This window comes from Catenuloplanes niger (assembly GCF_031458255.1).
Lineage (GTDB): Bacteria > Actinomycetota > Actinomycetes > Mycobacteriales > Micromonosporaceae > Catenuloplanes > Catenuloplanes niger.
Genome location: NZ_JAVDYC010000001.1, coordinates 3,102,308 through 3,124,200 on the forward strand (window position 1 = coordinate 3,102,308; position 21,893 = coordinate 3,124,200).

A 21,893-nucleotide genomic window follows, 5' to 3' on the forward strand; every position below is an offset into this window, starting at 1 on the left:
AGCCATGACCTCACTACGTCCCGTTCCCTTCACGCATTCTCGTCTCGTCGATGCAGCCGCACTGACGAATCGCCGGCCCGCCGCTCTTGGCCGTCTCCCTTGACATCGGAGGCGGTCACTGAGCACCGTAAACCTGAACGTGTTGTACATGTTCTGATTTGGCGGTCCGGCATACGAGAAGGGAGCACCACGATTCACCTCCGCCGGAACCCTCACGACGGCCCGACCTGCATCTGCGGCGCCCGTCTCGCCGCGGACAGCCCGACGTTCTGCCGCAAGTGCTCCGCCCGGTCCCGCTGGCAGCGCCGCCGGCTCACCGCGCGGCGTCATCGCCGGCCCGGTGGGACGCTCGGCCACCCCGACAACTGACGACTCGACGAAAGGAGACTTCCTTGGTCATTTCCATATCCGCGACGCTCCTTCTCGGCACGGTCGTCTACCTGCTCTGGCGCTACGCCCGGCTTCCCCTCTGGCAGGCCGCGACCTGTACCGCGTTCGGCTACTTCCTCGCGTCGTCCTCACTCGGCCCGCAGATCGGCGACGCGTTCCTCACCGCCGCCCGCTTCATCGCCGGTCTGGACCTCTAACCATGGCCGCCGACCTGAACACCACGACGGAGGACGTCAGCATCCGCCTGCGAGCGGCGCTCGCCTCCAGCCCACCGCCGGCGGCGCTCGCAGCTCTGGCGGACATCCCGCTACTGCTTGCCGAAGCGCACCGGCTTTCCGCAACGGCCCGGCTCGCGAGAATGGAACTCGCGAATCTCCGCGCCGCCGCTCGTGCCACGCTCGCCGCCCACCACGACGGCGAGGCCGACCCGCTCGCCTACCTGCGCGACGAGCTGGACGCCACGGAGGCCGGCCGATGAGGCGGGCCTACTCCCGGCGTTGGCGCCGTAGCCACTCTGACCCGATCGTCGTCTTCCCCGACCGCTCACCGCTTTTCGCGCTCGCACTGGTGGCGCTGAGCAAGGCGCTCTTCCGATACCGCTCAGAGCTGGCACCTGTGGCCGTCATGGTTGCCCTCTACGTCACGGCGCTCGTTCTCCACCACCGCGATCCCGGCGCGTGGCCATGGATACCCGCCAGCACGGTGGCGACGGCGACTCTGACGCTGTGGCATCCCCGCTATCGATCCGAGGAGAAGGCTTGCGCGTTCGCCGCCGTCATGGCGGCGGGCGCGTGGCTCACCGCGGCCACCGCTTACGGGCCGGGCACCGCTCCCCTGCCGACGCTCCTCCTCGTCACCACGGCGGTCGGTGCGGTCCCGTGGTGGATGCATCGGAGGCGCCGCGCCCGAGTCCGCGTCGACCGCACGATCCGCGCCTGGCCCGGCATGTCGGAGCGGGTGGGCTTGGCCGGCTCGAAGATCCAGTCCGCCGTGGTGGACGCGTGGGGTTGGCGTGCCAGCATGGTCCTCCGGCCTGGCCAGACCGTCGCGGACGCCGTCGCCCAGGTCCCCGCGATCGAGTCGGGGCTCGGCACGCGCCCCGGCGCCGTCCGCGTCGAGGCGGATCCGGCGCACGCCGGCCGGTTCGTCATGCGCGTTCTCGCCGCCGACCCGCACGCCACCGCGATCCCCTGGCCGGGTCCACAGAGCACGTCCGTTGCCGACCCGATCGACATCGGCGTGTTCGAGGATGCCGAGCACGTTCGCATCTCCGTGCTGCGTCGTCACGTGCTGATCGGCGGCACCACCGACTCCGGCAAGAGCGGGGTCCTCAACGGCCTCCTCGGCAACCTCGCAGCCTGCCGGGACGTCGTCCTCTGGGGCATAGACCTCAAGGGCGGCATGGAACTGCGCCCGTGGGCGTCGTGCCTTGACCGGCTCGCCACCACTCCGGCGGAAGCGGCGGCGCTGCTGGACGATGCCAACCGCATCCTCGACGCCCGCGCGCACGCCCTCGGGCGCGACGCCTCCCGCGTCTGGAAACCGAGCGCCCAACGCCCGGCGCTGATCGTCGTCATCGACGAATACGCCGAACTCACCGACACCGCACCGGAGGCCGTCGACTCGGCCGAATCGATCGCCCGGCGGGGCCGCGCCCTCGCCGTCACCCTCCTCGTAGCGACCCAGCGGCCGACGCAGAAGGCGATGGGCGGCGGCGCGCTCAGGTCCCAGATGAGCACCCGCATCTGCCTCCGCGTCCGCGAGCGCCGCGATGTCGACCTCGTCCTCGACCGGGGCATGCTCGCGGCCGGCTGGCACGCCCACACGCTCGACGCACCCGGCAAGTTCTACGTCCTGGCGGACGGCCACACCCGCCCGCGTCGTGCACGTGCCTATCTCGTCACCGACAACGACGTCCGCCGCACGGCAGCGCACCACGCGAACAGCCGGCCGTCCCTTGACGCGCCGTCGACGAACGCCACGGACGACGTGCTCGAAGGCACCGTGATCACGCCGGAAGAGACGCTGTGGCGAGCGCTCGACACCGCACCCGCCACCGGCCGTTCGGTGCCCGACCTCATCCAACTCACCGGCATGAAGCGCACCTGGATCTACGACCGGCTCCACGCCTGGGCACGCACCGGCCGCGCCGTTCAGGCCTCTCGCGGACGGTGGCGAGCCAACAGGGATTGACCGCGGACGTCCGCTCGCACGCACGCGCGTCTGCGCAGATCAGCGCGCGGACGGACATCCGGACGGACGGACACACGGACGACGAAGGGAGGCGCCAACGAACCTCGAAAACGGCACCGCACGACGATGACGCCCCGTGCGAGACACGTCGTCACCCGCCGCATCAGACGGACGAAGACCGTCGACGAAGAACTGCTGATCCGGGCGCTCGTCCTCATCGCCGAGGAGAGCGCCCGGCAGGACCGAGACCGGAAGCACCACTGACGAAGGGAACAGACCATGGCGCGCAGCCATGACGACCGGCCGACGAGCAAGCGAGCTTTCGCCTACCTGCGGGTCTCGTCGGCCGGCCAGGTCAACACCGACTACGACCCCGAGGGCATCTCGCTCCCGGCACAACGGGCTGCCATCCAGCGCCGCGCCGCCGAGCTTGGCGCAGAGATCGTCGAGGAGTTCGTGGAGCCCGGCCGATCCGCCACCACGACCGACGGACGCCCGGTCTTCCGCGAGATGATGGCGAGACTCAAAGCTGAGACCGGCATCGACTACGTGATCGTCTACGCCCGATCCCGGCTGCACCGGAACAGCATCGACGCCGCGATCACCAAGCGGGATCTCCGTACCGCCGGGGCCGTTCTGATCTCGGTCATGGACTACACCGAGGACACGGCGATCGGTGACCTGGTCGCCACCGTCCTCGACGCGGTCAACGAGTACCAGTCCCGGGCGTCCGGCGCGGACATCGCGTACAAGATGGGCCAGAAGATCGTCAAAGGTGGCTCGGTCGGTCGGGCGCCGATCGGCTACCTCAACGTCCGTGAGACGTTCGAGGGCCGCGAGGTCCGGACGGTCGCGATCGACCCCGAGCGCGGCCCGCTGATCCGGATGGCGTTCGAGCTGTACGCGACCGGCACCTACGGATTCCACGCGCTCATCGACGCCCTGACCGACGCGGGCCTCCGGACGAAGCCGACCCGCCGCTACCCCACCGGCACACCCATCTCGATCAACTCGATCGGCAACCTGCTCCGCGACCGCTACTACCTCGGCTATGTCACCTACCGAGGGCAGGAGTACCGCGGGCGCCACGAACCGCTGATCGATCCCGAGACGTTCGAGCGGGTGCAGCAGATGCTCGAAGCGCGGCGCGCGGGCGGTGTCCGGGAGCGGACGCACAACCATTACCTCAAGGGCACCGTCTGGTGTCATCGCTGCGAGAGCCGGCTCATGATCATGCGGGGCAAGAGCCACACCGGCGCGCACTACTTCTACTACTTCTGCCGGGGCCGGCAGCGCCACATCTGCGACCTCCCGTACCTGCCGGTCGCCCGCGTCGAGGACGCGGTCCGGGACAACTACGCGGCGATCACACTGCCCACCGACCTGCGGCGGCGGATCGCTGAAAAGCTCGATCAGGTGGTCGGTGACTCCGGCCGCGCGAAAGCAGAGCTTCAGGCACGCATCAAGGCCCGGCGAGACGAACTGAACGCTCAGGAAGACCGGTTCCTCGATCTCGTGGGCGACCCGGACTGGCCGCAGGACAAGATCGGAGCACGTCTGCGGAAGATTCGCGACGAGCGAGACCGCCTCTCCCGGCAGGTCGAGGACGTACAGGACCCGCAGGTCGGCCATGAAACGCTACGCCATCTACTCAACCTGCTGGCCGACCCGATGGAGATGTACCGCCTGGCTGACAAGCGCGCCCGCCGCGCCCTCAACCAGGCCTTCTTCGCCAAAATCTTCCTCGACGCGGATGACGACGGCCCCTACGTCGCGGCAGACGCCCCGGACGATCTGATCGCGCCGCTGGTCGTCGTGGCCAGGAACGACAGCGGCGGCACCACCCGTGTGGGTGATGCCGCCGCTGCTACGGCTCTGAACCTCCGTGCCGCCCTGGCGGGCGGTGGTTCAAGTAACGCCGCTCTCGTGGAGGTGCCGGGAATCGAACCCGGGTCCTTCGGTGAATCAACAGGGCTTCTCCGAGCGCAGCTTGCTGTGCCTCTACTCGGCCCCTCCGATCACGCAAGCGAGTCGGTGTGACGGGCCCAGTCGCGATTGGTCTCACCGCACAAGCCTCACGACGGGGCTTGCTTGGCCAGCCTTCTAGATGATGCCGGTGACTAGGCCGAAGGCGTGCCTAGACCAGCAGAGCTGCTACTCGCCTCAGGCGGCGAGAGCGAGCTCAGAGCGCTTAGAGTTGGCGCTTATTACTTTCCAACGATCGATTTATGAGACGACGTTGGCTTCCTCAGCTCGCTTCCCCTGCGTCAGCATCCGAAGTCGAAACCAGTCACCCCCTCGTCGGGCGTCGCCGGGTGGACGACGCAACCACACCAGATTAACGCGTTCCCTCGCGAACGTCACATGAGATACCCGCCGGCGGGTCGGAAGCCGGCGCAGGGTACGCCGTTGATCGTGCAGGAGACCGGGTTGACCTGGGCGGGAGTGTTCTTGGTGGCCTGGAAACCGGCTTGGATCTCGCCGTTGGCGGCGAGTGGGCCGCCGTCGAGGACGAGCGTGGTGCCGGAGACGGAGGCGGTCGCGTTCCAGAAGCCGGTGACGGCGATCTCGACGTCGGCGGGGTAGGTGAGGCGGACCTGCCAGGTCGTGTTCGCGCCGGTGGCGTTGCCGATGACCACGTTCGACACGAAGCCGTCGTTCCAGGTGCTGCCGAGCACGTATCGCGCGCCGAGGCCGTCGGCGGGCGCGCGGGTCGGCGACGGCGGGGCGGCGGGCGCGGTGGTGCGGGGCGCGGCGGTGGCCGACGACGGGGCCGGCGCCGGCGAGGTGGCCGTCGCGGACGGGGCCGGGGACGGCGACTCGTCCTCCAGCGGGTCCGCGGTGATGACGCCCTCCGGTGGGCCGGACAGCGCCGCGGTCGGGATCACGATCAGGGACGGCCGCTCGTCATCGTCCGACCGGCTGGTGAGCGACCACACCGCGCTGCCGACGACCAGCGCGGCGACCACGCCGCCGGCGATCGCGAGCCGGGAACGGGTCGGTGAGATGCCGAAGAAACCGCTGGTGGCGACGCCCACGGAGTGCTTGCCGGGCACGGCTGGTCTTCCTCCCGCGTTCCGCGACTGGTCTTCCTCCCGCGCTCCGCGGCGAACGCGGTGGCTCGGCGCGACGGACGACGAAGGCTACCCCGCCCGCCCTCGGTCAGTCCATGCCCTTGCCGCGCCGGCCGAGCGCCCGGTTGATCTCCTTGGCCGCGTCCCGCTTCGCGAGGTCCTGCCGCTTGTCGTAGTCCCGCTTACCGCGCGCCAGCCCGAGCTCGACCTTGGCCCAGCCGTCCGAGAAGTACACCTGCAGCGGCACCATGGTCAGCCCGTCCTCGCGGACCTTTCCGGCCAGCTTCAGGATCTCGCCGCGCTTGAGCAGCAGCTTCCGGATCCGCCGCGGCTCGTGGTTGGTCCAGGTGCCCTGGGTGTACTCCGGGATGTGCATCGCGTGCAGGAAGATCTCACCGTTGCTGACCTGCGCGAACGCGTCGACCAGCGACGCCCGCCCGGCCCGCAGCGACTTGACCTCGGTGCCGGTCAGCGCCATCCCGGCCTCGACGGTGTCGAGGATCGTGTAGTCGTGGCGCGCCTTGCGATTCGAGGCCACCACCTTGCGCCCCTTTTCGCGCGGCATCGTGCACCATTCCCTCAGCGTCGGATCTGCGGAGCCGGATCCCTCATGGTCCGAACAACCCCGCAATGCTACAGCGCCACCGAACTCAACCCCCAACGACTAAAAACCGCAATTCGCTTTTCCCGCTTCCGGCGTGCTCGCGTCCCGGTGCTCCCGCGGGCACCGGTCGGCCGCGGGCGGCCTCCCTGCCGGTTCCGCCGCCGGTCACCACGACCCCGGGTGCACGCACGGCGTGCCGTGCTCGGCCGGGGGTTCTTCGGAAGCGGGCCGGGACTGGCAGGGAGGAGCGCCGGCGACGACCGGTCTCCGGCGGGAGCGGCGGGGCGGGACCACGGCGTGACCGGGACCGGTCGGTTCGGCTCCTCGCCGGTCAGCAGAGGCAGTTGGGGAGCCAGTTGAGCGGCTGTTTCGGGGTGCCGTCGACGCGGACCTCGAAGTGCAGGTGGTAGCCGGTGCTCGCGCCGGTGGTGCCGACCCGGCCGATGAGCTGGCCGCGGCGGACGCGTTGGCCGCGGTGGACGAGGATGCGGGACTGGTGGCCGTAGCAGGTGGTGACGCCCTGGCCGGCGACGTCGCCGTGCGCGACGCAGGTGAAGTTGCCGTAGCCGTTGGCCCAGCCGGCGCGGATGACCTCGCCGTCGTCGGCGGCCCAGATCGGCTGGCCGCCGCCGGCCGCGATGTCGACGCCGGTGTGGAGTTGCCAGACCCGGTAGTACGGGTCGAAGCGCCAGCCGAAGTTGCTGGACTTCCAGCCGCGGACCGGCATGAGCAGGCGGGCGCCGGTGCGCATCCGGGTGCTGCCGCCGCCGTTGACGGCACCACCACGCCGGTGCGCGCGGCGACGGTTCTCCCAGGCGCGCACCTCCGCGGCGACCCGCGACTCGGCGGCGCGGGCGTCGCGGTAGCGGGCGAGGCTGCCGGCACGCTCCTGCTGGGCCACCCCGAGCGCGGCGCGGCGCTGGTCGGTGAGGCGTTGCACGACCGCGACCGCGTCCTCGGCGACGCGCTGGGCCGCCCGCGCGTCGGCGAGCTTCGCGGTCGCGTCCGCGTGCGCGGCGTCGGCGGCACGGCGGGCGGTGGTGGCCGCGTTCTGGGCGTCGCGGGCGGCGCCGCGCGCGTTCACCACGCGGGTGAGCGCGCCCCGCTGCGTGGCGAGGACCCGGTCGACGTAGCCCAGCCGGTCCGCGAACGTGGTCGGGTTGGCGTCGATGAGCACGTTGAGCGTGCCGATGTTGCCGCCCCTGAAGGTGGCGGCGGCAAGGTCGCCGAGCTTCTCCCGGGCGTCGGCCACGTCGCGCTCGGCCCGGTCGAAGCGGCCGGTGGCGGCGGCCTGGGCGGCGCGGGCCGTGCCGGCCTTCCGCTCCGCGGTGTCCGCGGCGGCCTGAGCGGCGGCCACCCGGCCGCGGGCCTGCTCGGCGCGGGCCTGGGCGGGCGGCAGACCGGCGCTGGCGGCGGCGAGGCTGCGCGCGGCGGCCCGCGCCCGGTCGGTGGCGCCCTCCAGGATCGCGGCGGCCTTGGCCACCTCCCGCTCGATCCGGCGCTGGTCGTCACGCGGGTCACCCGCGGCGGCCCCGACCGGCGCGGCAGCCGCGGGGGCCGCGGCACGGGCTGGTGCGGCGGCGCGGGCCGGAATGTCAGCAGCGCGGGCCGGTGCGGCAGCGAGCTCGGCGGCGCGAGCGGCAGTGTCAGCCAGCGCAGCGGCGCGACCGGGAGTGCCAGCCAGCGCGGCGGCGTGGGCCGAAACGCCGGCCAGTCCGGCGGCGCGGGCCGAAGCGGTGGCGGGTGCCGCGGTGGTGGCACGTGCTTCGGCGGCACGTGCGGCGCCGGCAGGGGCAGCCCCGGCGAGCGCGGCGCCGGTGGGTGCCGCGCCGGCGAGGTCGGGGCCGGCCGCCGTGGCGGGTGCCGCGGGCCCGGGTGCGGTGAACGCCAACGTCAGCAGGGCCACGAGTGCGCTGCGATAGGACTTCACGGACATATCCCCCGATTCTCCGTGCTCACCACCTTACGCGGGCGAGAACCGGCAGATCGGCAGAAACGCGAATCGCCGCCCGCTCCCGGGACGGACCCGGGTGCGGACGGCGAGAGGCGGCGGTGCGGGCGACTAGACCCGCAGGTAGAACCGGAGCGTGGTCCACGCGGTGACGGCGCTGACCAGTGCGCCGGCGCCCGCCATGAACGGCAGCATGAGCAGCACGTTCTCCCAGTTGAGCGGGGTCAGCAGCTCGGTCAGGTCGCGGAGCGCACCGTCGATGAGGAAGATCTTGCCGAGCACCAGCGCGCCGAAGCCGAGGAGCGCGCCGAGCACACCGGCGGCGACGGCCTCCAGCACGAACGGTGCCTGGATGAACCAGTTGGACGCGCCGACCAGCTTCATGACCGCGACCTCGCGGCGCTTGCTGTACGCGGCCACCTGAATGGTGTTACCGACCAGCAGCAGCGCGGCGATCGCCATGATCGACGAGGCGACCAGCGACATGGTCTGGACCGAGTTGAGGATGCCGAAGACCTTCTCCAGCAGCGCGCGCTGGTCGAGGATCTCGTCGACGCCCTCGGCCGACGCGTACTTGGCCGCGAAGTCCTGGTACTGCTCGGGGTTGTTCAGCTTGACCCGGAACGACTCGGGCAGCTGCTCGGCGGTCACCGACTCCACGAGGTCGGGCGTGTCGCGCCACAGCGTCTGGAACTTCTCGAGCGCCTTTTCCTTGGTCTCCAGCTCGTACGACTGGACCAGCTCGTCGGACTTCAGCGCGGCGTCGAGCTCGAGCCTCTGCTCATCGTTGACGTCGGACTTCAGGAACATCGCCACTTCGATGTTCGCGTAGTAGAAGTCCTTCATCTCGTTGGCCTGCAGGTACAGCAGCGCGCTGGCACCCAGCATGGTCAGCGAGACGGACATCGTGATGATCATGGCGATGGTCATCGTGACGTTGCGCCACAGTCCGACCAGCACTTCGGACAGGACATATTTCAGACGCATCGGTGAGGCTTCCTTCGTGAATCGTCTGCGGCCGGGTCAGGGATCGGGGAGGAGTGCAGTCGGTTACCGACTGTTATCAGCCGTAAACACCGCGCGGCTGGTCACGGACGATCCGGCCGCTCTCGATCTCGATGACCCGTCGGCGCATCTGGTTCACGATGTTGGAGTCGTGAGTCACCATGACGACGGTGGTGCCGGTCCGGTTGATCCGGTCCAGCAGGCGCATGATCTCGATCGAGGTGTCCGGGTCCAGGTTTCCGGTGGGCTCGTCCGCCAGCAGGATCAGGGGGCGGTTGACGAAGGCACGGGCCACCGCGACACGCTGCTGCTCACCGCCGGAGAGCTCGTGCGGGTAACGGTGCTCCTTGCCACCGAGACCGACGAGTTCCAGCACCTCGGGCACGACCCGGCGGGCGACCGCCTTGGTCTTGCCGATCACCTCGAGCGCGAAGGCGACGTTCTCGTAGGCCGTCCGGTTGGGCAGGAGCCGGAAGTCCTGGAAGACGCAGCCGATCGAGCGCCGGAAGTGCGGGATCTTCCACGAGCGCATGGAGGTGACGTCCTTGGAGTTGACGATCACCTTGCCCTTGTTCGGGGCGACCTCGTGCAGCAGCAGCTTGATGATCGTGGACTTGCCGGAGCCGGACGGGCCGATGAAGAAGACGAACTCGCCCTTTTCGATCCCGACCGACACATCGTCCAGCGACGGCCGGGACGCCTTCGGATACGTCTTGGTCACGTTCTCAAGCTGAATCACGGGAGCAGAGTCTACGCGGTGTAACGAAAACTCCAAGTCCAGAGCTCGCCCGATCTGCCCCCGATGACCCGATAAAGGATCCTCCGAACGGGTGACTTTCCCGGGTCGATCCGCGACACGCCGGGATGGTTACGCGGCGTCGCCACTCAACTGCTGCTGCTTACGCCACTTGATGCCGGCCTCGATGAAAGAGTCCAGCTCACCGTCGAACACCGAGGTCGGATTGCCCGTCTCGTGCTCGGTTCGCAAATCCTTCACCATCTGATACGGGTGCAGCACGTACGACCGCATCTGGTCGCCCCACGAACCGGCCGCGTCGGTCTTCAGGCCCTGCATCTTGGCCTGCTCCTCCTGACGCTTGCGCTCCAGCAGCCGGGCCTGCAGCACGCGCAGCGCGGACGCCTTGTTCTGCAGCTGCGACTTCTCGTTCTGGCAGGTCACGACGATGCCGGTGGGAATGTGTGTGATCCGCACCGCAGAGTCGGTCGTGTTGACGCTCTGTCCACCGGGGCCGGACGAACGGTAGACGTCGACCCGCATCTCGTTCTCCGGGATGTCGATGTGGTCGGTCTGCTCGACGACCGGCATCACCTCGACGCCGGCGAAGCTCGTCTGCCGGCGGCCCTGGTTGTCGAACGGGCTGATCCGCACCAGCCGGTGGGTGCCCGACTCGACACTGAGCGTGCCGTACGCGTACGGCGCCTTGACCGTGAAGGTGGCGGACTTCAGGCCCGCCTCCTCCGCGTACGACGTCTCGTAGACCTCCGTGGGGTAGCCGTGCCGCTCCGCCCACCGCAGGTACATCCGCAGCAGCATCTCCGCGAAGTCGGCCGCGTCCACGCCACCGGCGCCGGCGCGCACCGCGACGAGCGCCTCGCGGGCGTCGTACTCACCGGACAGCAGCGTGCGGACCTCGAGCTCGTCTACGGCCTTGGTCAGGCCCGCGATCTCGCTGCCCACGTCGCCGAGCGAGGAGGCGTCGTCCTCCCCCTCGGAGAGCTCGAGCAGGACGAACGCGTCGTCGAGCCGGGAGCGGAGGTTCTCCAGCTTCTGGATCTCGCCGTTGATGTACGAGAGCTTCGAGGTCACCACCTGGGCGCGCGCCTGGTCGTCCCAGAGGTTCGGCTCGGCGGCCTGCTCCTCCAGCTCCGCCTTCTCCCGGCGGAGCTTGTCGACGTCGAGGACGCCCTCGATGTTCCGTAGGGTGGCGTCGAGGTGCTTGAGCTGGTCGGAAAAGTCGGCTGCAGTCACAACAGTCAAGAATACGGCGCCTCCGGCCGGTCCGCGCCGAGCGGGCGGATCAGGCGCCCGGCGCCGTCTTCAGCCAGGTGAGCGCCGCCTTGTGGTAGGCCACCGCGAACTCCAGCGCGGACGCCCCGAAGTTGTCCCCCGCCTTCTTCGCCTCCTTGGCCTGCTCACGCGCGGATGCCAGCGCGGCCGTGTGGTACTCGTTGGCACCGGCGACCAACGCACTCATCTGACCCTCACTGTGCTGCTCCCCAAACGCGACGCGGAGCGCGATCGGGTTGCGAATGGCATCGCGCCCCGGGGTGTCGGTCAGCCAACGGCTGAACGCGCGCTTTCCGGACGCCGTGATCGCGTAGGGCTGGCTCGAGCGGGGGCCCGGCTTACCCAGCCGGACATAACCCATCTCGGCGAGCGCCGGCAATTCCCGGTAAACCTGGCTTCGGGTCATCGACCAGAAGGGGCCAAGGCGGCGCTCCGCCTGACCCATGAGTTGCCCACCCGTCATCGGCCCCTCGTGGAGCAGCCCGAGGAGGGCAGCCGCGGTTGGGTTGATTCCTGTCTCGGCCATGCCCATTACGCTGCCACTTTGTAGCCCCCGCGTCCAGGATTTCGACTTATCCGCACGCGCGCGTCTCCACAGTGCACTGTCTTCCGCGGACTGTCCGGTGCGGACCGGCCACAAAAAGTGATCAACTCCGGGAGCTATTCGACCGGGAATGCCCTTTGTCCGGTTCGCTGGCCGCAAAGGCTCTCACAAACCTCGGGGGTGCAATGCACCACTCCCGACTCAGCTTTGCAGACTCGACCGCCCGAATGCCGGGAAACGGGGGTCAACACCCAAAGCAAATCGGGGGTCAGCGGCCGGCCACGGTGGAGGTCCCGGACGGTACCCGGGGCAGTGGCATACCGCTGGAGTCCCCTCCGGAGAGAAGTACCCCACTCAACACAGTGATCAACATAAGGAACGCGGCGACCACACAAACCGCGATCAGACGCCGGCGCCGGGACCGGCCCGCCGAACCGATCCGGGCCCCGGCCAGCACGCCGATCTCCGGCATGTGGAGCCGGCCCGCCGCGGCCCTCGGCCACGGCCCGCCCGCGCTGTACGCCGCGCCCAGCGCGACCGCGGCCGGATGGTTCGGCGGCACCGACACCGGTGCGGCGGAGACCGGCGGCACGGACGTGGGCACGGCCGACACCGGCGGCGCGGAGACCGGGCCCTGGAACTCCATCACCGGCAGCGCCACCATCCGCCCGCCGGACGCCGGCGACACGGGTGCCACCGCCAGCGGCACCCAGCGCACGCTGGCCTGCCCACGGCTGCGCCCGTCCGGCCGCGGCCACCAGGTCACGTCGCCCTCGGCCAGCGCGGGCAGTGCCGGCAGGCCGGCCAGCGCGGACTCGACCCGGCGCAGCCGCACGCCGATCGCGCGCGCGTCCGGCCGGCGCGCCGGGTCCGGCTCCAGACAGTGCTCGATCACCGGCCAGACCTGCGCGGGCAGCCCGGCCGGCGGCACCACCGTGCACTGCCGGTGCCGGGCCAGCACGTCCAGCGGCGAGCCGCCCTTGAACGGGCTCCGGCCGCAGAGCAGCTCGAACAGGACCACGCCCATGGCGTAGACGTCCGAGGCCGGGCTCGGTGAAGCGCCCTCCACCACCTCGGGCGAGACGTACTCCGGGGTGGCGTGCGTGGCGCGGGCCGCGTCCACCCGCCGCACCCGCCGTGCCACGCCGAAGTCGACCAGCCGGATCGGGCCGCCGTCCGCCGGGACGATCAGGTTGCCCGGTTTCACGTCGCCGTGCACGATGCCGCGCTCGTGCAGGTACGCCAGCGAGTTCGCCAGCTGTGCCACCAGGTTCACCGCGACCGCGGGCGGCACCGGGCCGTCCCGCCGCAGCCGTTTGCGCAGGTCCTCGCCGTCGACCAGCTCCATCACGAAGACGTGCCGGTCGGCCTCCCGGCCGAACTCGATCGGCCGCACGATGCACGGGTGCGACAGCTCGGTGAGGATCTCCGCCTCGTCCACGAAGTTGCGCACCAGGTCGGGCTGGGACAGTGCCTCCGGGCGCAGCAGCTTGACCGCCACCGCCCGCCCGGTGCCCGTGTCCAGGCCGGACCAGACCGTGCCGATCGCACCCCGGGCGATCTCGGCATCGAGCCGGTAGCGGCCGTTCAGCAGACCCGTCATCCTGGTCCTCCTCCCGGGCCCCCCGCCCGGCTGCGCTTCGATGCTACGGCCGCGAAACCGGATTCCGGACCCCTCCGGCTACCAACCGACACCAAACGAACACAGTTCACCAGCGGGAACGTCGGCCGGTCATCGATAAACAACCATGTCGGGTACGCCGGATTGACCGGCTGGAGGCGATAGGGAACATTTGGCTGCCGTGGCGTCTCCACTCGTACGATGGCTCGCAGGTCGCAGCCCTGATCAGCTCGCCGGGACCCTGCTCCGGCGGCCGGACAGCGTCCACGCGACCACCGGCTCCCGGCCCGCCGCGCCGCCGGGCGACCTGTCCGCGCTCGCCGAGCGTCTCCAGCGCCCCGCCGCGCTGGAGGCCGCGCTGCACGGCCAGCCGCAGCCCAGCCACGAGCTGCTCGCGCTGCTGGTCCACCTCGGCCGCCGGCACCGCCCGGTCCCCCGCGCCGCGCTCGCCCACCGCCTCGGGCTGCCCGCCGACGACCCCGGGCTCACCGGCGCGCTCGACCGGCTCGCCACGGCCGCGCTCGCCTGGCCGGACCAGGACGGCGCGCTGCACGTCCCGGGCGAGCTGAGCCGCTGGTTCCCGCACCCGCTCGGCCTCGGCGCGGACGCGGCCCGCCTCTACCGTGAGACACCGGCCGAGCGACTGCGGCAGATCGCGGCCGCGCTCGGCCGGCCCGACCCCGGCCCGCGCCGGGAGGACGCGCACGCGGCGGTGTGCGCCGCGCTCGGCGACGCCACCGCGGTCCGCGACCTCGCCGACGCCGCGCCGCCGGAGACCCGCGACCTGCTGCACGCGATGGCCGCCGGGATGCCGGTCGCCACGCCCGACCCGGCCCGGTCCGCCGCGCAGGACTGGGCCGTCAGCCGCGGCCTGCTCGCGTTCAGCGGCTGGCGGCTGGAGATGCCCGCCGAGGTCGCCACGGCGCTGCGCGGGCCGGACTGGGCACCGCCGTTCACGCCCGAGCCGCCGCTGCCCGCCCCGGTGCCGGTCGCGGCCGACGCGCTGACCCGCGAGTCCGCCGCGGCCGCGCACGCCGCGGTCCAGGCCGTCAACGCGCTGCTCGACGCGGTCGCGGCCACGCCCGCCGCCGCGCTCAAGACCGGCGGCGTCGGCACCCGCGAGCTCACCCGGCTCGGCAAGGCCGCCGGCCTGCCACCGGCCGAGGCGCGCTTCTGGCTCGTGCTGGCACACGCGGCCGGTCTGGTCGCGGCCGTGCACGACCGGTCCGTCGGGTACGGCATGGACCCGGTGCACTACGCGGTCACCGGCGCGCACGGCCGGTGGCGGCGGCTCAGCCCGGCCGGCCGGCTCACCGCGCTGCTGCGCCGCTGGCCCACCCTCGCCCCGGCCGCGCTGGCCGCACACCGCGGCGGCTTCGGGCCGGCCGGCGCGGCGCTGGTGCCGCACCCGGTGGACGCGGTCGCGCCGCGACTCAAGACCGGGCTGCTGGACCTGCTGGGCGCGCTGCCGGAGGGCCACGGGCTGCCGAGCCCGTTCGCGGCCGGACCCGCGGTCGGCTGGCACCGCCCGCTCGACCGGCCGGTCACCGGCGACCGGGACGAGCTGGTGACGCAGCTGTGGGAGGAGGGGCGGCTCTGCGGCGTCATCGCGCACGGCGCGCTCACCCCGCTCGGCCGCGCGCTGCTCGCCGGCGCCGGCGACGACCTCGACCGGATCGCGGGTGAGCTGCTGCCGGACGCGGTCACCACCGCTCTGTTCCAGAACGATCTGACCGTTGTGGTGCCCGGCATCCCGGCCGCCGAACTCGCGGAACTGCTCGACGCGTGCGCCGACCGGGAATCCCGTGGCAGTGCCGGGACGTGGCGGTTCACCGCCGCCTCGGTCCGCCGCGCGCTCGACGACGGCCACCGGGCCGAGGACCTGCGCGCCGCGCTCGGCGCGGTCGGCACGCTGCCGCAGGCGCTCGACTACCTGATCACCGACGTGGCCCGGCGGCACGGGCGGGTGCGGGTGCGGCCGGCCGGATGCGTGCTGCACACCGACGATCCGGCGCTGGTCGCGGAGATCCTCTCCACCCGGGGGCTGGCCGCGCTCGGCCTCACCGCGGTCGCGCCGACCGTGCTGGTCAGTCCGGCCGGGGTGGAGGAGACGCTGGCCGGGCTGCGCGCCGCGGGATTCGCGCCGGCCGGTGAGGACGCGACCGGCGGGCCATTGGTCCGCCGGCCCACGGTGCCCGCCGACGACGACGCCGAGCCGCGTGCGCGGACCCTGGTGCGGCCCGCCGAGGAGCCCGCCCTGACCCGGGAGGACGCGACGCTGCTCGCGACGCTGCTGCTCGGCGCGGCGACGCCGGCCGACCCGGTCGAGGACGTCCGGCGGCGGATCGCCGCGCTGCGCCCGCGGAGCCGCCCGGTGGACGAGGAGATCGCGCTGCACGCGGAACGCCTCGACGGCCCGGCCCGCGACACGCTCGCGGCCTGCGTCCGGGAGCGCCGCTCGGTGTACATCGAGTACGTCAACGCGGGCGGCCGCCGCTACACCCGGCTGGTCGAACCGGTCTCGGTGGACGGCGAGTTCCTGGTCGGCTGGGTGCCGCCGCTGCCCGAGGAGGTGTCGTTCGCGCTCGGCCGGATCGTCTCGGTCGCCCCGGAATGACGGCGTGCGCGGCTTCGGGCAGATGGGGCGAAAGGCGGCGGGTGAGGTCGGGGACGCGAGGAGTGTCAGGTGGGACGCGTACCCTGAGGCCGCCGGTTGGCAGCATGCGGCCCGCGGGGCCGGGCGAGGAAGACAGAGGATGACCAAGCAGCCACGCACCCCCACGACCGCAGGCGCGTCCGCGACGCCGAAGAAGGCCGGGTCGGCCCGCGCCGCCGAGCCGACCGGCGAAACCACGGGCACCGAGACGACGGGCGATGCCGCGGGCGCCGGGACGGCCGGCAAGACCGCGGACCGGGCCGGCGCGGCGGGCGTTCCGGCGAAGCGGCGGCGGTTCGCCGTACCGCTGGAACTGGTCTTCGCGGTGGTGGCCCTCGGCTGGCTCGGCGTGATGCTGCGGTCCGCCCAGGTGTCGGTGTCGACCGCGGAGCAGGGTGCGCTGGCCGTCTACCTGGCCGCCTACTCGCTGCCCGGCCTGATCTCCGCGAGCCTGGTGGCGGGCGCCGCGACCGGGCTCACGGCCGTGACCATGATCGGCCCGGTGCGCCGGGCCGGCGCGACCCTGCGGTTCGCGGTGGCGGCCGCGAGCGGGCTGCTGGTCGGCGCGGTCGCGGCGCTGGTGGTGCTGAACAGCTACGGGCGGGGCGACGCGATCACGATCCTCGCGGCGACGTTCGCGGCCGCGGCGACGGCCGGTGGCGCGTTCGCGGGCATCCGGCACTCCGCGCTGGCCGGCGCGGTGGTCAACGCGTCGCTGGGCGTCTTCCTGATCGGCTTCGTGCTCAACCTGTTCCAGGCCCCGCTGCTGAACCTGTTCGGCGCCGGCGACACCCAGGCCTCCCAGGCCGACGCGCTGAGCTGGTTCTCGCTGACGTCGTCGCTGCTGAGCGCGCTGATCGCGGGCGTGATCGCCTACCTGACGCTGACCAGCCGGCAGGGCGACGAGCGGCCGAAGTGGGTGGTCTACCTGGCCGGCGGCGCGGGCGCGGGCGCGGTGCTGCTGGTGTCCGAGGCGATCGCCCGGACCGGCGGCGGCCGCCTGCTCGACCTGGCCGGCCGGCTCAGCGAGGCCGACCAGGCCGCGCAGGAGATCCTGGCCAACTCCCGCTTCAACAACGGCCTGATCGTGCTGTTCGTCGGCGCGATCACCGCGATGATCCTGCTCGGCCGCACGATGAAGCCGATCGAGGACGACTAGCTCGCGACGGTCCCGCCCGCGGCACTCAGCCGATCCGGTCGAGCTCGGTGCTGTCGTACCACTCGAGCTCGTGGTCCTCCGCGCCGTCCACCGTGAACTGGGCGTCCTCGTCGCCGTCGAGCGCGCCCGGGACCGCCTCCACCGCGGCCGTCACGTCCGGCACCGCGTCCGCGGAGTCGACGTGCACCGCGGCGACCGCGCCGAGCGGCAACGGCCGGCCGAGCGTCATGATCGACGAGCCGAGCTGGTCGTCGCCGCGGGTGAGCGTGGCCGCGGGCAGGTCGGCGGAGATCACCACGCGGCGTCGCGGGGCCTGCGGATCACGATGCAGCAGCACGAGCGCGGACTGGGCGGCGCGGGTGAACGCCACGTACTCGAGCTCCTCCTCGTCGCCCTCCGCGTACCACTCGCGCAGGTGCGGCGTGACCGCGTGCACCGGGTCGCCCGGCGCGCCGAGCTCGCCCTTCTCGCGCAGCGTGGCGAGCAGCGGAAGCGTGGCCGGCACGTACACCCGGACATTCTGATCTGGCACCGCTGTGGTCTCCCCGCATCCGTCACTGTGGCGCCCTCAATTAGACCGCATCGGTCAGCAGGCGCAGGTCGCGCCCTTCAGCGGCGCGGTCAACGGGTCCGGCTCGCGGGTCGTCGGGCCGGCCGGCGTGCGCACCGTGAAACCCTCCCGGATCCAGTACTCGATGCCGCCGATCATCTCCCGCACCCGGTATCCGAGCTGCGCGAACGCGAGCGCGGCCCGGGTCGCGCCGTCACAGCCCGGCCCCCAGCAGTAGACGACGACCGGGGTCGCGGGGTCGATCAGCGCGGGGCCGCGCGCCGCGATCTCCCGGCGCGGCAGGTGCAGCGCGCCGGGAATGTGCGCCTGCGTCCAGGCCTCGGCCGACCGGGAGTCGACGAGGACGAAGCCGGGCGCGCCGGACTCCAGTGCCGCGTGCGTGTCGGAGACGTCGATCCGCATCTCGAGCCGGGCCGAGAAAAATGCAACACCCTCATTCCACATGCCCTCGACGGTACGGACGTCAGCTCGCCTTAGGGATGGGCATCGCACGGTCTGTGCGGCTCTCGGCCGTGGATCCCCCGGTATAGTGCGGTGATGGCCGCTGTTTCCCCGGAGCTCGATCCGACCGACTGGCGGATCCTCGCTGAGCTGCAACGGGACGGCCGGATCAGCTTCGCGGAACTGGCCCGCACGGTCGCGATGTCGGCCAGCGCGGTCACCGAGCGCGTGCGCCGGCTGGAGGAACTGGGCGTGATCTCCGGCTATCGCGCGGTGGTGACGCCGGAGCGGGTCGGCCTGCACATCATGGCGTTCGTCCGGCTGCGCTACCCGACCGGCAACTACCGGCCGTTCCGCGAGATGGTGGCGCGCACCCCCGAGATCATGGAAGCTCATCACGTCACCGGCGAGGACTGCTTCGTGCTGAAGGTGCTGGCCGCGTCGATGCGGCACCTGGAGGAGATCACCGGCCGGATCAGCGCGCTGGGCGGCGTGACCACCAGCGTGGTCTACTCCAGCCACCTGCCGGCCCGCGCGGTGACCGCGCCGTCGATGACAGACTGAGGGGGTGCCGCCGGTGGAACCGAGGTTCCTGCTGCTGTCCGACGTCGCCGCCGAACTCAACGTCTCCGACTCGCAGGTCTACCACATGGTCCGCCGTGGCGAGCTGCCCGCGATCAAGATCGGCGGCCGGGGACAGTGGCGCGTGGAGCGCGCACGGCTCGAGGAGTACATCGCGGCGAAGTACGCGGAGACCGCGGAGTGGGTCGCCCAGAACCCGCTGGCCGAGCGCGAGGAATAGGCCTGACCAGCGGGTACGTTCGGCCACGCTGAAGGATCACCCATCGAAGTCGATCATTGACAGGTGGTTTCGGCGTGCCGTTGAATGGAGGCTGTCGGAGGCAAACGAAGGCAAACGCAAGCATTCGGAGCGTTCCTCATGGTCATGCGACTAGCCGACCCGCGCGGCGTCCGGCCCGCCATCCGCGTCACCCGCGTTCCCCCGGTCGACCCCCCGTTCGACGACGAGCCGTTCGCCTGGTCCGACGCCGACCAGCTCACGCTCCCGTGGCGGCCACGCGAGCCGCCCGACTACCGTCCGGGCGACCTCGTGCCGCCAGCCGGCGGCGCCTCGCCGCCGAGCGACTTCCCGCGGGGCGACTTCCCGCCGGACGACTTCCGGGCGCGCGGCCGCGTGTGGCCGACCGGCGGCATGTCGTCTCACAGCGGCATCTCGCCCGCCTGCGGCAGCTCGCCGATCGGTGGCGCGTCGCCTGCCGACGGCGTCTCGCCGTCCGGCGGCATGTTGCCCGCCGAGGGGGTCCCATCGGCGGGTGGCCGGTCGCCCACCAGCGGCACCCCGTCGACCGGCGGCATGTCGCCCGCCGATGGCGTCCCGTCGGCCAGCGGCCGGTCACCCGCCAACGGCGTCTCGTCGACCGGCGGCATGTCGCCCGCCGAGGCCGTCCCGTCGGCGGGCGGCCGGTCGCCCACCAGCGGCATCCCGCCGACCGGCGGCATGTCGCCCGCCGAGGCCGTCCCGTCGGCGGGCGGCCGGTCGCCCGCCGACGGCATCCCGTCGACCGGCGGCATGTTGCCCGCCGATGGCGTCCCATCGGCCGGCGGCCGACAGTCCGCGAACAGCCTCCCATCGGCCGGCGGCCGATCGCCCGCCAACGGCGTCCCGTCGGTCCGCAGCGGATCGTCGCTCGGTGGCTTCTCGCCGGTAGGCGGGTTGTCGACGCTCGGCGGCGTTTCATCGACGGGCGGGCTGTCATCGGTCGGCAACGGGTCGCTGTCCGACCTGGCCACGCTCGCCGGGGTGCGCGTCCCGCCACCGATTCCGGCCGACGCGGTGGCCGGCGCGTCCGCCGAGGCACGCGGCGCCGCCCACCGGTTCCTGACCCGCTCGCTGGAGATCCTCAACGGCTACCGGCCGATCGGCCACCTGCGCGCCGTCTCCGCGCTCATGGCCGCCCCCACGATCCTGACCAACGCCGACACCGCGCTGCGCACCATCGCCCGGCTGCGACGCACCGCCGGCCTGCCGCCGGTAGCCGGCCGCCGCCCCCTCGCGCCCGAGGGCCGCGTCCACCCGCGCCGCCTCCGCGTCTGCGAACCCCGTCCCGGCGTAGCCGAGGCCTCCGCCGTCCTCACCACGGCCGGCCGCACCTGGGCCCTCGCCTACCGCCTCGAACTGCTTCACGGCCGCTGGCTGGCCACCGTCTTCACCGCCATCTGACCCGTCACCGATCCCACCACCACCGCTCGGAGGCCGACTCGTGCCGAATCCCCTGAGAAACCGACCGTCCCCGAACGGCACCCACGCCAGATCCTCGCCGCACGTCCACCGGCACCGCAGCCACGGCCCTTAAACCGCGCATCCAGCGCTTCGTGCCGGGCAGCACGAGGCACAGACTCAGCACGAAACCCGGGCCTGGGTGTGAAGCGCAGGCCACCCTGAACCGCAGGCCAGGCGAAATGCTGCCCGGCGCAATGCCCAAGATCCACGCGGAGCGCAGGTCAACGCGAGCCGCAGACCCGGCGCGAGCCGCACACCCGGCGCGAGCCGCACACCCGGCGCGAGCCGCACACCCGGCGCGAGCCGCACACCCGGCGCGAGCCGCACACCCGGCGCGAGCCGCACACCCGGCGCGAGCCGCACACCCGGCGCGAGCCGCACACCCGACGCCGAAATCCAGGCCGGGCGCCGGCACGCTAAGTGCAGATCAGCGCGAAACTTGGGCCCAGTGTGAAGTGCATAGGGAAGCCCGCTCACCGAAGCGTCAAGACCACGAAAGCTCACGGCCTGCGGGCACCTAGAAACCACGCGCGTCGACACGCCGGCGCGAAACCCGGCCCCGGCCCAAGCTCCGCGCCTGGCACGAAGCGCACGCCGGTCGCGAACCCGCGCGCGGCACGAGGCCCCACGCCGAACGTGAAAACCACACCCGGCGTGTAAAGCCACGCCCAGCGCGAAGCCACGCCCAGCGCGAAGCCACGCCTGGCGCGAAAGCCCACGTCCCGCGCGAAGCCACGCCCGGCGCGAAGCTCAGGAGTCGTCAAGCGCAAGTCGTGGGGAGGCCGCGTTCAGCGGGGAGCACGCATGGGACCGCAGTAAGCGCGCGGCTGCGGAGAGCAAAGGGCGCAGCGGGGAAGCGCCCGGCCCGTGGGAAGCGATGCGGCAGCACGCGAGGGCACGGGCGCGAGGCCACACCGCCCGGCGCGGCGCGGGCTGGGTGCTGGGGAAGAAAGCGCGGGCTGGGAGTGGGGGAAGAAAAAGCCGGCTCGGCCGTGAGGCCGAGCCGGCTGGTGAAGCGGTGTGGATCAGTCGTTGCCCGGGGCGCCGTGGCAGCGCTTGTACTTCTTGCCGGAGCCGCAGGGGCACGGGGCGTTGCGGGACGGGCCGTTGGAAGCCGTGGCCTGGCCGCTGCCGGTGACCGGGGCGCGGCGGGCGGCCTCGCGCGGCGACGGGGTGCCGCCGGACGGGGCGTCGCCGCCGAGTGCGGGGGCCTGGCGCTGCATCTCGACCGCGCCGGAGCCGGCCGCGCCGTCGATGGTGGGTGCGGAGTACTGCAGGGGCTGGCGCTGGGCGCGACCGCCGCCGAGGCCCTTGGCGCGGACCTCGACCTGCGTCTCCGGCTCGGCCTCGGCC

The 21,893-nt window shown here is 72.2% G+C and carries 19 protein-coding genes, 1 other RNA gene and 2 pseudogenes; 9 read left to right on the top strand and 13 right to left on the bottom strand.

Annotated elements, in window-relative coordinates; genetic code table 11:
• The first annotated feature begins 392 nt into the window (after window positions 1–392).
• From J2S44_RS13425 to J2S44_RS42895, 4 genes and pseudogenes are all read left to right on the top strand, one after another.
• The gene (locus J2S44_RS13425) at window positions 393–587 is read left to right on the top strand and encodes a hypothetical protein (RefSeq protein ID WP_310412855.1); all 195 of its coding nucleotides are present in this window, start codon (window positions 393–395) and stop codon (window positions 585–587) included.
• 2 nt (window positions 588–589) lie between these two features.
• Entirely contained in the window at window positions 590–868 is a 279-nt protein-coding gene (locus tag J2S44_RS13430) for a hypothetical protein (RefSeq protein ID WP_310412858.1), read from the top strand.
• Entirely contained in the window at window positions 865–2,583 is a 1,719-nt protein-coding gene (locus J2S44_RS13435; RefSeq protein WP_310412861.1) for an FtsK/SpoIIIE domain-containing protein, read from the top strand. The genes J2S44_RS13430 and J2S44_RS13435 overlap by 4 nt, the downstream gene beginning before the upstream one ends.
• Window positions 2,584–2,862: 279 nt before the next feature.
• Window positions 2,863–3,876, top strand: a pseudogene (locus tag J2S44_RS42895) (recombinase family protein); the annotation flags it as partial.
• A 631-nt stretch (window positions 3,877–4,507) separates the two neighbouring features.
• Here the strand turns inward: J2S44_RS42895 and ssrA are convergent.
• The 9 genes from ssrA to J2S44_RS13485 form a co-directional block, all read right to left on the bottom strand.
• Window positions 4,508–4,881: a transfer-messenger RNA gene (gene ssrA / locus J2S44_RS13445) on the bottom strand.
• 62 nt (window positions 4,882–4,943) lie between these two features.
• Complete coding sequence (locus J2S44_RS13450) at window positions 4,944–5,639, bottom strand: cellulose binding domain-containing protein (RefSeq protein WP_310412867.1); 696 nt, start codon at window positions 5,637–5,639, stop codon at window positions 4,944–4,946.
• A gap of 106 nt (window positions 5,640–5,745) precedes the next feature.
• Complete coding sequence (gene smpB / locus J2S44_RS13455; protein WP_310412870.1) at window positions 5,746–6,222, bottom strand: SsrA-binding protein SmpB; 477 nt, start codon at window positions 6,220–6,222, stop codon at window positions 5,746–5,748.
• Between the two features lie 370 nt (window positions 6,223–6,592).
• Window positions 6,593–8,191: a M23 family metallopeptidase gene (locus J2S44_RS13460; protein ID WP_310412873.1), complete on the bottom strand. Its 1,599-nt coding sequence runs from the start codon at window positions 8,189–8,191 to the stop codon at window positions 6,593–6,595.
• Window positions 8,192–8,323: 132 nt separating this feature from the next.
• A complete protein-coding gene (gene ftsX / locus J2S44_RS13465; RefSeq protein ID WP_310412875.1) occupies window positions 8,324–9,199 on the bottom strand; it encodes a permease-like cell division protein FtsX in 876 nt (291 codons plus the stop codon).
• A gap of 76 nt (window positions 9,200–9,275) precedes the next feature.
• Entirely contained in the window at window positions 9,276–9,956 is a 681-nt protein-coding gene (gene ftsE / locus J2S44_RS13470) for a cell division ATP-binding protein FtsE (RefSeq protein ID WP_033339704.1), read from the bottom strand.
• A gap of 129 nt (window positions 9,957–10,085) precedes the next feature.
• Window positions 10,086–11,207, bottom strand: a complete 1,122-nt coding sequence (gene prfB / locus J2S44_RS13475) for a peptide chain release factor 2 (RefSeq protein WP_310412878.1) — start codon at window positions 11,205–11,207, stop codon at window positions 10,086–10,088.
• 49 nt (window positions 11,208–11,256) lie between these two features.
• Window positions 11,257–11,772: a PadR family transcriptional regulator gene (locus J2S44_RS13480; protein WP_310412881.1), complete on the bottom strand. Its 516-nt coding sequence runs from the start codon at window positions 11,770–11,772 to the stop codon at window positions 11,257–11,259.
• Window positions 11,773–12,058: 286 nt separating this feature from the next.
• On the bottom strand, window positions 12,059–13,393 hold the full coding sequence (locus J2S44_RS13485; protein ID WP_310412883.1) for a serine/threonine-protein kinase: 1,335 nt from the start codon (window positions 13,391–13,393) through the stop codon (window positions 12,059–12,061).
• 199 nt (window positions 13,394–13,592) lie between these two features.
• On the opposite strand from J2S44_RS13485, the gene J2S44_RS13490 reads away from it, so the two are divergent.
• Entirely contained in the window at window positions 13,593–16,028 is a 2,436-nt protein-coding gene (locus J2S44_RS13490) for a helicase-associated domain-containing protein (protein WP_310412886.1), read from the top strand.
• Window positions 16,029–16,167: 139 nt separating this feature from the next.
• Window positions 16,168–17,226: a hypothetical protein gene (locus tag J2S44_RS13495; protein ID WP_310412888.1), complete on the top strand. Its 1,059-nt coding sequence runs from the start codon at window positions 16,168–16,170 to the stop codon at window positions 17,224–17,226.
• A 25-nt stretch (window positions 17,227–17,251) separates the two neighbouring features.
• On the opposite strand, the gene J2S44_RS13500 is transcribed toward J2S44_RS13495, so the two are convergent.
• Entirely contained in the window at window positions 17,252–17,758 is a 507-nt protein-coding gene (locus J2S44_RS13500) for a DUF6912 family protein (RefSeq protein WP_310412891.1), read from the bottom strand.
• A gap of 54 nt (window positions 17,759–17,812) precedes the next feature.
• Complete coding sequence (locus tag J2S44_RS13505) at window positions 17,813–18,241, bottom strand: rhodanese-like domain-containing protein (RefSeq protein ID WP_310412893.1); 429 nt, start codon at window positions 18,239–18,241, stop codon at window positions 17,813–17,815.
• A gap of 93 nt (window positions 18,242–18,334) precedes the next feature.
• Between J2S44_RS13505 and J2S44_RS13510 the strand changes: the two genes are divergently transcribed.
• Both J2S44_RS13510 and J2S44_RS13515 read left to right on the top strand, forming a co-directional pair.
• The gene (locus J2S44_RS13510; protein WP_310412896.1) at window positions 18,335–18,802 is read left to right on the top strand and encodes an Lrp/AsnC family transcriptional regulator; all 468 of its coding nucleotides are present in this window, start codon (window positions 18,335–18,337) and stop codon (window positions 18,800–18,802) included.
• 13 nt (window positions 18,803–18,815) lie between these two features.
• On the top strand, window positions 18,816–19,040 hold the full coding sequence (locus J2S44_RS13515; protein ID WP_310412899.1) for a helix-turn-helix transcriptional regulator: 225 nt from the start codon (window positions 18,816–18,818) through the stop codon (window positions 19,038–19,040).
• Between the two features lie 419 nt (window positions 19,041–19,459).
• Here J2S44_RS13515 and J2S44_RS13520 read toward each other — a convergent pair whose 3' ends face one another.
• Window positions 19,460–20,050: a hypothetical protein gene (locus J2S44_RS13520; protein WP_310412902.1), complete on the bottom strand. Its 591-nt coding sequence runs from the start codon at window positions 20,048–20,050 to the stop codon at window positions 19,460–19,462.
• 10 nt (window positions 20,051–20,060) lie between these two features.
• Here J2S44_RS13520 and J2S44_RS13525 point away from each other — a divergent pair, with 10 nt between their 5' ends.
• Window positions 20,061–20,480, top strand: coding sequence for an Rv3235 family protein (locus J2S44_RS13525; protein ID WP_310412905.1), 420 nt, complete (start codon window positions 20,061–20,063; stop codon window positions 20,478–20,480).
• A 1,085-nt stretch (window positions 20,481–21,565) separates the two neighbouring features.
• Here J2S44_RS13525 and J2S44_RS43110 read toward each other — a convergent pair.
• A pseudogene (locus J2S44_RS43110) lies at window positions 21,566–21,877 on the bottom strand (SEC-C metal-binding domain-containing protein); the annotation flags it as partial.
• Between the last annotated feature and the right edge of the window lie 16 nt (window positions 21,878–21,893).